Below are 12,562 nucleotides of genomic sequence, written 5' to 3'. Positions count from 1 at the left end.
GCAGGACTATTGATGAATTCCCAGACTCAGAAGCTTTTCGTCGACAATCTGCACAAGCGGTACGGCGACAACGAGGTGCTCAAGGGCGTGTCGCTGAAGGCGAACTCGGGCGACGTGATCAGCGTGATCGGCTCGTCGGGTTCCGGCAAGAGCACGATGCTCCGCTGCATCAACTTCCTCGAGCAGCCGAACGCGGGCCGCATCGTCGTCGACGGCGAGGAAGTGCTCACGAAGGCCGACAAGGGCGGCGCACTGCGCGCGGCCGATCCGAAGCAGCTGCAGCGCGTGCGCACCAAGCTGTCGATGGTGTTCCAGCACTTCAATCTCTGGTCGCACATGAACGTGATCGAGAACGTGATGGAAGCGCCCGTGAACGTGCTCGGCATCCCGAAGAAGGAAGCCGAGGAGCGCGCGCGCGAATATCTCGAGAAGGTCGGCCTCGCGCCGCGCGTCGAGAAGCAGTATCCGTCGCACCTGTCGGGCGGCCAGCAGCAGCGCGTGGCGATTGCACGCGCGCTGGCGATGCATCCGGACGTGATGCTGTTCGACGAGCCGACTTCCGCGCTCGACCCGGAGCTGGTGGGCGAAGTGCTGAAGGTGATGCAGAAGCTCGCCGAGGAAGGCCGCACGATGATCGTCGTCACGCACGAGATGGGCTTTGCGCGCAACGTGTCGAACCACGTGATGTTCCTGCACCAGGGCCGCGTCGAGGAAGAAGGCGTGCCGTCCGAGGTGTTCGCGAACCCGAAGAGCGAGCGCCTGCGCGGGTTCCTGTCGGGCAGCCTCAAGTAACATCGCACGCTGCACGCCACGCGTCGCGACGCGTGAACGGGCGCCCCGCGGTTCGCCGCGCGGCGCCCGTTTTGCATTGACGCGGAGTTATGCGGCGTCGACCGGCGCGGCGTCGGCGAACGCGCGCAGTTCGTCCCCCGCGAGCCGGTAACGCACCCATTCGCTCTGCGGCGCCGCACCGACGCTCTCGTAGAAGCGGATCGCCGGCTCGTTCCAGTCGAGCACGCTCCACTCGAAACGCCCGCAGCCCGACTCGACCGCGATCCGCGCGAGCGCCTTCAAGAGCCGCAGCCCGGCGCCCGCGCCGCGAAAACGCGGCGATACGTACAGATCCTCGAGATACAGCCCCTGCCGGGCGAGCCACGTCGAATACGAGAAGAAATACACGGCGAAGCCGGCCGGCTCGCCGTCGACCTCGCAGATCAGCGCGCGCGCCGGCGAGCCGTCGCCGAACAGGCTGCGCTCGAGCGACGCGGGCGTCGCGATCACTTCGTGTTCCGCCTTCTCGTAGATGGCCAGCTCGGTAATGAAACGCAGGATCTGCGGCACGTCGGCGACGGTGGCGGAACGGATGTCGATTTGCACGATTTGAGCCCTCCTACGGCCCGGACTTGAAACGGAAAGCGGCGCCGCGCACCCGCGCTGGCGCCAATCAGATCGTCATGCTACGTTCACGCTGCTCCTGCAGGAAGTGCAGTTTCTTCATCCGAACCTGAACATGATGCATCCCGATCTGCGCCGCCTCGACCTGAACCTGCTGCTCGTGTTCGACGCGCTGTACCGCCACCGTTCCGTCGCCGCGGCCGCGCACGAGCTCGCGTTGAGCCCGTCCGCGCTGAGCCATGCGCTCGCGCGGCTGCGCGACGCGATCGGCGATGCGCTGTTCGTGCGCCTCGGCAACGAGATGCAGCCGACCGTGCGTGCCGACGATATCGCCACCTGGGCCGGCGACGCGCTCGACGCGATGTCGAAGGGGCTCGCCCGCGCGCGCCGCTTCGATCCCGCGCAAAGCGACCGCACATTCGTGTTCGCGGCGACCGACTACACGGCATTCGCCGTGCTGCCGGCATTTCTCGCGCGCATCCAGCACGTCGCGCCGCACCTGCGGATCCGAGTCGTCCATTCGGACCGCAAGATCTCGGTGGACGAACTCGCGGCCGGCCGCATCGATTTCGCGCTCGGCTACCACGAGGAATCGGCGGCCGACGCGCCGGGTATCGAGGACTTCGACTGGTTCTCCGACGACTACGTCGTGATCGCGAGCGCCGCGCATCCGGACATCCACCGGCGGCTGACGCTCGACCAGTACCTGGCGGCACGCCATGTGGTCGTCACGCCGTGGAACGAGTCGCGCGGTGTCGTCGACCACGTGCTCGACCGGCTCGGTCTCGCGCGGCAGGTCGCCGTGCAGCTGCCGAGCGTGCTGGCCGCGCCGTTCGTGATCGCCGAATCTGCACTCCTGATGACCGTGCCGAACCGTGCCGCGCAGGCGCTGCGGCACGCGGCGCCGATCCGCATCTTTCCCGCGCCGTTCGAGATCCCGCGCTACACCGTGAAGGTCTACTCGCACGCGAAGCATGCGCGCACCGATGCGCATCGCTGGATTCGCGCGCAGTTGCTCGACGCGAGGCCGGAGCCTGCCTGACCGGCGCGCGCCGGTACACCGCATGGTGTGCTGGAGGGCCGGCACGACAGGTGCCGGGCGGAGCCGTCCGGCACCGCTCATTCATTACGAAATGCTTACCAATTTCTCCCGCCTGGCGCTTACGCCCGCGCCCGCTGCAACGTCAATAGTGGCAATCCTTGATCCCTGTTTGCGAAATTCGTGTCTCCCTTGCGGGACAAGGGTTTTCCGTTAATTGCAAACCCTTGGCCCGCCTGTTGCGCACCGTGTTGCATGGCAATTTGACGACAGGTGTTAGTCAAACAACGATTTCCATCGCCACAAAATTGTATTTTTGCTAAATTAGTAACCAAAGTAGCAAAACGAAGTTCGTGAAATGTAGTTTAGCTTCACGACACTACAAGGAGACCCGCAGGCCGACCCGGCTGCGCGGGACCGCTCAACGGTCTTTCCGTCCGCTTGCCCGCGTGCCGCGCCTACCGGCCCTGTACGAGGTCTCCCTGGTTATCCCGCTTTTGCCCGGCGCTCGTTGCTCCGGGCATCTCGTGCAGTTCTGGGTTGACTTTTTGACAGGGTATGGAGGAGACGATGAAGAAAGCTTTGGTCGCGGCCGCGCTGATGGCTGCTGGGGTGGTAACGGCGCACGCGCAGAGCAGCGTCACGCTGTATGGCCGCCTGGATGCCGGCATCGAGTACATGAACGGCCTGCAAAACGGCCACCAAGTGCGCGCGGAAAGCGGCGACTGGGGCACGAGCCTCTGGGGCTTGAAGGGCACCGAGGACATCGGCGGCGGCAACAAGGTCCTGTTCCACCTCGAAGGCGCGTTCAACACGATGACGGGCGGCTTCAGCGGCTCGATCTGGGATCGTTATGCAACGGTCGGCATCTCCAACGACCGCTACGGTACGCTGCTGTTGGGTCGCGAGCTCGCGATCGCCAACGGCGTGTGGGACTTCGACCCGTTCGGCCAGTCGGCCTGGTCGACGGCATCGCTGGTGCGCGGCCGCAACTGGAACAAGACCAGCAACAACGTGTCGTACCAGTCGCCGCAGTTCTACGGCCTCGACTTCTACGGCCAGTTCTCGTTCTCGAACTCGACCAGCTTCAACGGCAACACGACGGCCGGCCAGCCGGGTCGTGCAGCCGGCGCACAGGTCACCTATACGAATTCGCTGTTCCAGTTGCGCGGCATCTACGACGAAACGCGCGACAGCAACGGCCGCTTCTCCGACGTGTTCAACTACTCGCGTGAATACTTCGCGGGCGTGAACGTGTTCCTCGGCCAGTTCAAGGTGCAAGCGGCCTACCAGGCATCGCGCGCGGACGGCAGCGGCGGCCCGGCAGTGAACGCCGGCGTGACGGGTACCCAGCAGGTCTGGGGCGGCGTGACGTGGCAAGCGACGCCGGCAGCGGCGCTGATCGCGGCCGTGTATCACGTGAACGCGAACCACGGTGGCGGCAACGCGAACATCTACACGGTCGGCGGCTCGTACAACATCTCGAAGCGCACGCTGTTCGACCTGCAGGTCGCAACGGTGCGCAACAGCAAGAACGCCAACTTCGGCCTAAACGCGAACGGCGCCGGTACGGCCGTGTCGACGGGCAACCCGAATCCGGGCGGCAGCCAGACCGGCGTCTACGCCGGTATCCAGCACCTGTTCTGATCAGGCGCCGTCAAACAACGATTCGACAACACTTTCCACGCTGCTGCGAGAGGCGCGTATCGGTGCGGTACCCAACCGGGTATCGCACCGTTTTTTATTGGCGGGCCGGCTTAGGGCCTGTTCCCGCTCATAACGGGCTTGCGCTGGCCACCAGAAGGGCCGAGCGCAAGAATTGCGACGAAGCGAATACTCGACGTATTCGCAAGGAGCATGACGCAGCGATCGGCCCTTCTGGTGGCCAGCCCCACGAATGATTTGTTCCAAACAGGGGAACGTGCGTTATGAGCGGGAACAGGCCCTAGCCCGTCGACGAATGCGGCGCTCAGACGGCCGCTTCGTTCTCTTCGCCGGTGCGGATGCGGATCACGCGCTCGACGTCCGACACGAAGATCTTGCCGTCGCCGATCTTGCCGGTGCGCGCCGCGCCGATCACCGCGTCGATCACCTGGTCGACCTGCGCTTCCGCGACGACCACCTCGATCTTCATCTTCGGCAGGAAGTCGACGACGTATTCGGCGCCGCGATACAGCTCGGTATGCCCCTTCTGGCGGCCGAAGCCCTTCACTTCCGTCACGGTCAGGCCCGTGAGACCCACTTCGGCGAGCGCTTCGCGGACTTCGTCCAGCTTGAACGGCTTGATGATGGCAGTGATGCGTTTCATGGTGGTTGTCCCCCAATGCTCGTTTGGATGAAAAATCGCGACCCCGATTGTAAGCCTGCCAGCCGCATGCGGCCCAGCACGGCTCAATCGAGACGTTCGGTAAAACGTGACGTGATCGGGTAGCGCCAGTCGCGCCCGAAGGCGCGATGCGTGACGCGGATGCCGATCGGCGCCTGGCGGCGCTTGTATTCGTTGATCTTGATGAGCCGCGTCACGCGTTCGACATCGGCCCGCGCATACCCGGCCGCGACGATCTCGGCGAGCGGCCGATCCTCTTCCATGTACATCCGCATGATCGCGTCGAGCACGTCGTACGGCGGCAGGCTGTCCTGGTCGGTCTGGTTCTCGCGCAGCTCGGCCGACGGCGCACGGGTGAGGATCCGCTCGGGGATCACGTCGCGCAGCACGTAGTCGGCCGTTTCGTTGCGGTAGCGGCAGAGCCGGTACACGAGCGTCTTCGCGATGTCCTTGATCACCGCGAACCCGCCGGCCATGTCGCCATACAGCGTGCAGTAGCCGACCGCCATCTCGCTCTTGTTGCCGGTCGTCAGCACGATCGAGCCGAACTTGTTCGACAGCGCCATCAGCAGCGTGCCGCGGATGCGCGCCTGGATGTTCTCCTCCGTCGCGTCTTCCGCGCGGCCCGCGAACTCGCCCGCGAGCGATGCACGGAACGCATCGAACATCGGTGCGATTGCGATCTCGTCGTAGCGCACGCCGACGCGCCGCGCCATTTCCGCCGCGTCGGTGGTCGAGATGTCGGCCGTGAAACGCGACGGCATCATCACCGCGCGCACGCGCTCGGGCCCGAGCGCATCGCATGCGACGGCGAGCACCAGCGCCGAATCGACGCCGCCCGACAGTCCGATCAGCACGCCCGGAAACCCGTTTTTGCCGATGTAGTCGCGCACACCCGTCACGAGCGCGCGGTACACCTGCGCGTCCGTCGACAGCTCCGGCGCGATCGCGCCCGGCAGCGGCCGAGCGCCGTCGAATTCGACGATCGCGTGCCCTTCGTCGAACTGCGGCATCTTCGCGACGAGCGCGCCCTGCGCGTCGAGCACGAACGAGCCGCCGTCGAATACGAGCTCGTCCTGGCCGCCGACGAGGTTCACGTACACCATCGGCAGCGCGGTTTCGCGAATCCGCGCGCGCAGGATGTCGAAGCGCACCGCTTCCTTGTTCATGTGGTACGGCGAGCCGTTCGGGATCAGCAGCACCTGCGCGCCGGCCGCCTTCGCGATCTGCGCGGCCGATGCGTGCCACGCGTCCTCGCAGATGATCACGCCGTATTTCACGCCGTTCAGCTCGAACACGAGCGGCTCGGCGTCCGTCGTGAAGTAGCGCTTTTCGTCGAACACCTCGGCGTTGGGCAGATCCTGCTTGCGGTAGGTGCCGACGATCTCGCCGCCGACGATCAGCGATACCGCGTTGTAGGTATCGGTGGGCGGCACGCCGCGCTCGATCGGGCGGTTTGCATTACCATCGACGGCTGACGCGTGCGCGCCGCCGCCCGCGCCGCGCAGCGGATGGCCGACCAGCACCGCGAGCCCGTCGAACGCCTTCAATGCGTCGGCGAGCGCGTCGAGTGCCGCGGCCGCCGCTGCGTAGAACGCGGGCCGCAGCAGCAGGTCTTCCGGTGGATAGCCGGACAGCGCGAGTTCCGGCGCGACCATCAGCTGCGCACCATCGTTGTGCGCGGCACGTGCGGCCGCGACGATCCGCGCGACGTTGCCGGCGAAGTCGCCGACGGTGACGTTGATCTGGGCGAGAGCGAGTCGGGTCTTCATGGCGGGATCGGCGCAGCCCGGCGGCGCGCCCTGAACGGCTGACGAAATCGTCCCGGTGCGGGCCGCGCAGGCCGTCGCATCCGGCGACACAGAACGGTACGGATTCACGCTTGAAACACGAACGCATCGATTATCGCACGGGCATCCTGTCGTCCCCCGCCGAGGTGCCGGCCGACGAATGGAACGCGCTGCTCGCCCGCGACGCGCAGCCGACGCCCTTCCTGCGCCACGAATTCCTCGACGCGCTGCACGTCGCGCGCTGCGCGGTCGACGATACCGGCTGGTCGCCGCACTTCGTCACGCTGACCGACGAGCGCACCGGCCGCCTCGCGGCTGCCGCGCCCGTCTACGCGAAGCAGCATTCGTACGGCGAATACGTGTTCGACTGGGCCTGGGCCGACGCGTACCAGCGCAACGACCTGCCCTACTACCCGAAATTGCTGTGCGCGGTGCCGTTCACGCCCGTGCAGGGCACACGCCTGCTCGCGGCCGACGACGATGCGCGCCGCCGGCTCGCGGCCACGCTGCTCGCGTTCGCCGAGCAGAGCGACGTGTCGTCGCTGCACGTGCTGTTCCCGACCGGCGACGAAGCGGCGCTGCTCGAATCGATGGGGATGATGCTGCGCGAAGGCGTGCAGTTCCACTGGCTCAACGACGGCTACCGCCACTTCGACGACTTCCTCGGCACGCTCGAGCAGAAGAAGCGCAAGAACATCCGCGCGGAGCGGCGCAAGGTGCACGACGCCGGCGTGACGTTCCGCCGGCTGACCGGCGACCAGATCACCGATGCGGACTGGCGCTTCTTCTCGCGCTGCTACCGGCAGACCTATCGCGAACACTTTTCGAGCCCGTACCTGAACCTCGACTTCTTCCGCACGATCGGCGCGACGATGCCCGAGAACCTGCTGCTCGTGATCGCGGAAGCCGACGGCCAGCCGATCGCGAGTGCGCTCGCCGTCTACCGGCGCGGCGAAAACGGCGGCGGCACGCTGTACGGCCGCTACTGGGGTGCGGTCGAACACGTGCCGTGCCTGCATTTCGAAACGGCCTACTACCAGTTGCTCGAATTCTGCATCGAGGCCGGGCTCGATACGTTCGAAGGCGGCGCGCAGGGTGAACACAAGCTCGCGCGTGGCTTCCTGCCGACCGTCACACACTCCGCGCACTGGCTTGCGCACCCGGCATTTTCCGATGCGGTTGCGCGCTTTCTCGAACGCGAGACCGAGCACATCCACGCGTATGTGGACGAGCTACGCGAACACGATCCGTTCCGGCGCGGCACCGAGTAACGTCATCAAGCGCACCGGCATGCGGCGAAGCCACGACCGGCCTCGCCGCATGCCACACGGCCCCCTTCAGCTCAGTGCGCAGCGAGCGTCACAGTCTGCGACAACGCCTGCGGATCGCGCGACGAAGCCGCCACCGACAGCCCGTAGCTGCCCGCGGCGATCCGCCACGCATGCGCATTCGCATCCCAGACCGCGAAGCGCTGCGCCGGCACCACGACGCTGACGGACCGCGCCTCGCCCGGCTGCAGCGCGACCTTGGTCCAGCCGACGAGCCGCTTCGGCGGCTCGCCGAGCGACGCGGGCAGCGCCGCGTAGATCTGCACCGTCTGCACCCCGGCCCGCGCGCCGGTATTCTTCACCGTCACGCCGACCGTGACGTTGCCCGCTGCATCGGCCTGCGCGGACATCGCCGACAAACCATACGTCGTGTACGACAGCCCGTAGCCGAACGGGAACAACGGCTCGATCGCCTTCGCGTCGAACCAGCGATAGCCGTACGCGAGCCCTTCCGCATAGACGGTCTGCGTGCGCGACGGATCGATCGCCGGCTGCGGCAGGTCGGCCTCCTGCTTCGGGAACGTCAGCGGCAGCCGGCCCGACGGGTTCGCATCGCCGAACAGCAGGTCGGCGATCGCCTGGCCGCCCTGCGCGCCCGGATACCACGCTTCGAGCACGCCATGCACGTTCGCGAGCCACGGCATCAGCACGGGACTGCCGTTCTCGAGCACGACGATCACGCGCTTCGCCTTCGCCGCGACCGCGGCAATCAGCGCGTTCTGGTCGTACTGCTGGTTGTACGGATCGGCCTTCGCATCCGGCAGCGACAGGCTCGCGAGGTCGAGCCCTTCCGTCTGCCACTGCGTCGCGAACACGATCGCGACGTCGGCCTGCGCGGCCGCGCTCGCCGCGGCATTCGCGTCGGTCCCGTCGAGATAGCTGACCGACGCGTTCGGCGCCTTGGCGCGAATCGCCGCGAGCGGCGCGGACTTGTACCAGGTCGCACAACCGCCGAACAGCATGTCGGCCGGTTGCTGACAGGTCGTCACCGCATTGCCGTCGATCGCCGGCACCGCCCCCGAGCCGCCGCCCGACAGCACGCCCGCGTCCGCATGCCCGCCGATCACGACGACCGACTTCAGCGCGCCAGCCGCCAGCGGCAGCACGGGCTGCGCATCGCCCGGCGCGGCCGCGTTCTTCAGCAGTACCGCGGATTGCCGCGCGATCGCGAGCGCATCGGCGTTGCCGGCCGCTTCGTCGATCGCGCCGCCCGGCTTCGGCGGAGAATCCATCACGCCGATGCGGATCAGCGTGCGCAGCTTGCGCTGCACCATGTCGTTCAGCCGCGCGGCCGACACACTGCCGGCCTGCAGCGCGGCACGCAGCTTCGTGTTGAAGAACGAGCCGAGCGGCGCGTTGTTGTCGTCCGCCGCGCCCGGCTCCTCCTCGTCGAGCCCCGCCTGCACGGCCGCGACCGTCGAATGCGTCGCGCCCCAGTCCGACTGCACGACGCCCTTGAAGCCCCATTCGTTCTTCAGCACCGTGGTCAGCAGATACGGGTTCTCGCACGCATACACGCCGTTCAGCTTGTTGTACGAACACATCACGTTGCCCGGCTGGCCGTCCTTCACGCCGATCTCGAACGCGAGCAGTTCGGCCTCGCGCATGGTTCGCTCGTCGACGACCGAATCGATCGTCATCCGGTTGGTTTCCTGATCGTTGAACGCGAAATGCTTGATCGTCGCGATCACCTTCTGCGCCTGTGTCGCCTGCGTGCGCGCGGCGCTCAGCGTGCCCGCCAGCACCGGATCCTCGCCCATGTATTCGAACGTGCGGCCGTTGCGCGGCTCGCGCGCGAGGTTCACGCCGCCGCCGAGCCCCTCCGCGAAGCCGAGCGCGCGCAACTCGAGCGCGATGCGCGTGCCGTAGGTGCCGGCGAGCGCCGGATCCCATGTCGCCGCGAGCGCGACCGGCGCGGGCAGCGCGGTCACGCGCGCGTTCTTCACGTTCACGCCGCCCGCCGAATCGGCGCTGCTGACGGCCGGAATGCCGAGCCGCGGCACACCCGGGATGTAGCTCGCGCCGTTCAGCGCGTCGGCCGGGAACGGGCCGCCCAGGTCGAGCGCCGGCAGGCCCGTGCCGTGCACGAGCTGCAACTTCTCGTCGGTCGTCAATTGCGCGACGAGCGAGGCCGCGCGCTGGTCGGCCGCGGCATCGGGGTCGGCCGGCGCGGCCGGGCCTGCGTGGATGTCGTCGCCGCCGCACGACGCGAGCAGCACCGTAAGCGCGCACGCGGACGCAATCGTCGAACACCGGAACAGCGAAGTTTTCATTGATCCTCCTGAATCGATCTGTTGTACTTGTCGCCACACCTAGGGTCTGTTTGCATATGGAACGCGCATGCGAATGCCCGAAATCGCTCGTAGGGCAAGGAGTGAGGAGCGCCGTTTGGCCGAGCCAAACAAGCGACGAGCGACGCCGCCATACGGGCGATTTCGGGCATTCCCGTGACGTGAATTTTTTAATTTGGGGTTGCCACGAGAACGGCCGCTCGCCGCGTTGCGCTCCTTGCGAATATGTCAGTATTCGCAGCGTCGCGCGCCTCGCGAGCGGCCGTTCTCGTGGCAACGCATGCGCGTTCCATATGCAAACAGACCCTAGCGCCCGAGTCTAAAAATCGACCGGTCACCATGCTTGACCGGCAGGAGCATGCGTTGACCTCTCGCAGCGGGGACAAACCCGTAAGGCATGACGACAGGGGGACAGACATGGAGTTGCGACAGAAATCGGTATCCGTCCGGATCTACCGCTGGCTGTGCGAAGACGCGCGCGCGAACGGCATCGACCTCGCGCCGCTTTACGAAACGCTCGGCATCGGCCCGGCCGAGTTGGCGGACGACACGCGACGCGTCACGGGCGACCGGCACGTCGCCGCGATGCGGCTGACGAGCGAATGGCCGCTGTCGTGGCATCGCCCGCCGCCGCAGGTCGTGCCGTGGCTCGTGCCGTTCCCGGAACTCGCGGGCGTCACGTGCAATGCGGCGACGCTGCGCGACGCGCTGCACGGCTACCTGCACTATCGCGAGCTGATCGGCAACGTCGACTGGGTCTTCGCGCACGAGAACAGCGACGCGATCGCACTCGAATACGTGAACGAAGGAGACGACCGGCACGACGGCAGCGCATTCGCCAACCTCGCGATCCTTGCAGCGCTCGCGCGCCTGTACGATCCGCACGTGTGCATCGACGACGCCGCTTTCGCCGGCCGCGCGTTCGCGCCCGCCGCCGTGTTGCGCGACATGCTCGGCGCGCCGGTGTCGTTCGACGCCGCGCACAACCGCCTCGTGCTGCGCTCCACGCGCTTCGACACGCCGTTCGAGCGCTACAACGCGCCGCTCGCCGGCATCCAGCGTCACGCGGCCGACACCGCACGCGAGCGCGTGCGCGCCCGCTCGACATTCGGCTCGTCGGTCGAGCAATGCGTGCGCGACTGGCTGCGCACTTCCGACGAAGTCGACGTGCCGGCCGACACGCTGATGGAGCACGTCTGCACGCGCTTCGCGATGTCGCGCTGGACGCTGCGCCGGCGGCTGCATCGCGAAGCGGTCGGGTTTCATGCGCTCGTTGCGCAGGCACGGCTCGGCGAAGCGCGCGACCTGCTGCTGAACACGCAACTGCCGATCGGCGAGATCGGCGTGCGGGTCGGCTTCCGCTCGACGAGCGCGTTCACGCGCTTCTTTACGCGTGAGCTCGGCGCGGCGCCGAGCCGCTTCCGCGACGGGCACGGCGATCGATGGCGTTGACGGGCACTTTTTCTGAGACACTGGCGGCTTCGCATCCCGCCGCCCTGCCATGTCCTGGTTTCTGTATCTGATCGAATGCGCCGACGACAGCGTCTACACGGGCATCACGACCGACGTCGCCGCGCGTTTCGACGAGCACGCGTCCGGCAAGGGCGCGCGCTACACGCGCTCGCGCAAGCCGCGTGCGGTACTCGCGTCGTTTCCGCTGCCCGATCGGTCGAGCGCGTCGCGCGCCGAATACTGGGTGAAGCGGCTCACCGCTGCGCAGAAGCGTGAACTGGCAGCCGGGGGGCGGACGCTGGAATCGGTGCTGCCTGCCGTGGTGGCCGTCGATACGCATGGTGATGCGGCCGGGTTGAAGAAGGTCGGTGCGCGCGGGCGGAAGAAGGCGAAGTCGGAGAACGTCGACAGCGCGGCGAAGACGGAGAAGACGGATATAAGCACCAGGAAGACCGGAAAGGCCGGGAAAGCCGAGAAGGTCGACAAACCCGAAAAGACCGCCAAGACCCGGCAGGCCGCGAAGCCTCCCAAGGCAACAAAAGCCACACCGGTCGCGAAGCGCACGAAGCCAGACAGCGGTGCGGTCGCAAGAAAGACTTCATCGCGCGACACCCCGGTAAAAAAGGACAAGCCGGCCGTGCCCGCTTCGTCGAAAAGAAAAGCATCGGCAGCCAACGGCAAACCCGTCACGAACGGACGCGAAGGCGCCGCGCCCGTATCGGCCCGCCGCCGCCCGTCTGCCACGAAAGCAACCAAAGCCGCCGAAGCCACTGCGGCCTCCGTTGCCCCTCGCCGCACGAAGCACGCGAAGAACGCGCCGTCCACCGCTACGCCGCCAGCGTCCGTGCCCACCTCCTCGCGCAAACAACCGTCGCGCACAAAACAAAACCGCGCGGCCTCCTGAGGAGACACGCGCGGTTTGCGTTTCGCACGAACCGGCC

10 protein-coding genes are annotated in these 12,562 nt (G+C 66.9%); 6 read left to right on the top strand and 4 right to left on the bottom strand.

Annotated elements, in window-relative coordinates; all coding sequences use genetic code 11:
- Window positions 1-12: 12 nt before the first annotated feature.
- On the top strand, window positions 13-792 hold the full coding sequence (locus LGN19_RS20650) for an ABC transporter ATP-binding protein (RefSeq protein ID WP_122946000.1): 780 nt from the start codon (window positions 13-15) through the stop codon (window positions 790-792).
- Window positions 793-879: 87 nt separating this feature from the next.
- Here the strand turns inward: LGN19_RS20650 and LGN19_RS20645 are convergent, their stop codons facing one another.
- On the bottom strand, window positions 880-1,377 hold the full coding sequence (locus LGN19_RS20645) for a GNAT family N-acetyltransferase (RefSeq protein WP_226216857.1): 498 nt from the start codon (window positions 1,375-1,377) through the stop codon (window positions 880-882).
- 133 nt (window positions 1,378-1,510) lie between these two features.
- On the opposite strand from LGN19_RS20645, the gene LGN19_RS20640 reads away from it, so the two are divergent.
- The gene (locus LGN19_RS20640) at window positions 1,511-2,437 is read left to right on the top strand and encodes a LysR family transcriptional regulator (protein WP_122946001.1); all 927 of its coding nucleotides are present in this window, start codon (window positions 1,511-1,513) and stop codon (window positions 2,435-2,437) included.
- A gap of 567 nt (window positions 2,438-3,004) precedes the next feature.
- Window positions 3,005-4,081, top strand: a complete 1,077-nt coding sequence (locus LGN19_RS20635; protein WP_122946744.1) for a porin — start codon at window positions 3,005-3,007, stop codon at window positions 4,079-4,081.
- Between the two features lie 322 nt (window positions 4,082-4,403).
- Here LGN19_RS20635 and LGN19_RS20630 read toward each other — a convergent pair whose 3' ends face one another.
- Complete coding sequence (locus tag LGN19_RS20630) at window positions 4,404-4,742, bottom strand: P-II family nitrogen regulator (protein ID WP_006398637.1); 339 nt, start codon at window positions 4,740-4,742, stop codon at window positions 4,404-4,406.
- 83 nt (window positions 4,743-4,825) lie between these two features.
- On the bottom strand, window positions 4,826-6,532 hold the full coding sequence (locus tag LGN19_RS20625) for an NAD+ synthase (protein ID WP_226216856.1): 1,707 nt from the start codon (window positions 6,530-6,532) through the stop codon (window positions 4,826-4,828).
- Window positions 6,533-6,642: 110 nt separating this feature from the next.
- Between LGN19_RS20625 and LGN19_RS20620 the strand changes: the two genes are divergently transcribed.
- Window positions 6,643-7,821: a GNAT family N-acetyltransferase gene (locus tag LGN19_RS20620; protein WP_122946002.1), complete on the top strand. Its 1,179-nt coding sequence runs from the start codon at window positions 6,643-6,645 to the stop codon at window positions 7,819-7,821.
- 71 nt (window positions 7,822-7,892) lie between these two features.
- Here LGN19_RS20620 and LGN19_RS20615 read toward each other — a convergent pair whose 3' ends face one another.
- A complete protein-coding gene (locus tag LGN19_RS20615; protein ID WP_226216855.1) occupies window positions 7,893-10,151 on the bottom strand; it encodes a glycoside hydrolase family 3 C-terminal domain-containing protein in 2,259 nt (752 codons plus the stop codon).
- Between the two features lie 435 nt (window positions 10,152-10,586).
- On the opposite strand from LGN19_RS20615, the gene LGN19_RS20610 reads away from it, so the two are divergent.
- Complete coding sequence (locus LGN19_RS20610; protein ID WP_226216854.1) at window positions 10,587-11,621, top strand: helix-turn-helix transcriptional regulator; 1,035 nt, start codon at window positions 10,587-10,589, stop codon at window positions 11,619-11,621.
- Window positions 11,622-11,670: 49 nt separating this feature from the next.
- Window positions 11,671-12,525: a GIY-YIG nuclease family protein gene (locus tag LGN19_RS20605; RefSeq protein ID WP_226216853.1), complete on the top strand. Its 855-nt coding sequence runs from the start codon at window positions 11,671-11,673 to the stop codon at window positions 12,523-12,525.
- Window positions 12,526-12,562 lie beyond the last annotated feature (37 nt).

The sequence above is a fragment of the Burkholderia sp. AU30198 genome, from assembly GCF_020419825.1.
Classification (GTDB): Bacteria; Pseudomonadota; Gammaproteobacteria; order Burkholderiales; family Burkholderiaceae; genus Burkholderia.
Note: the sequence above shows the minus strand (reverse complement) of the source record. Positions and strands in the feature narration are given on the sequence as shown.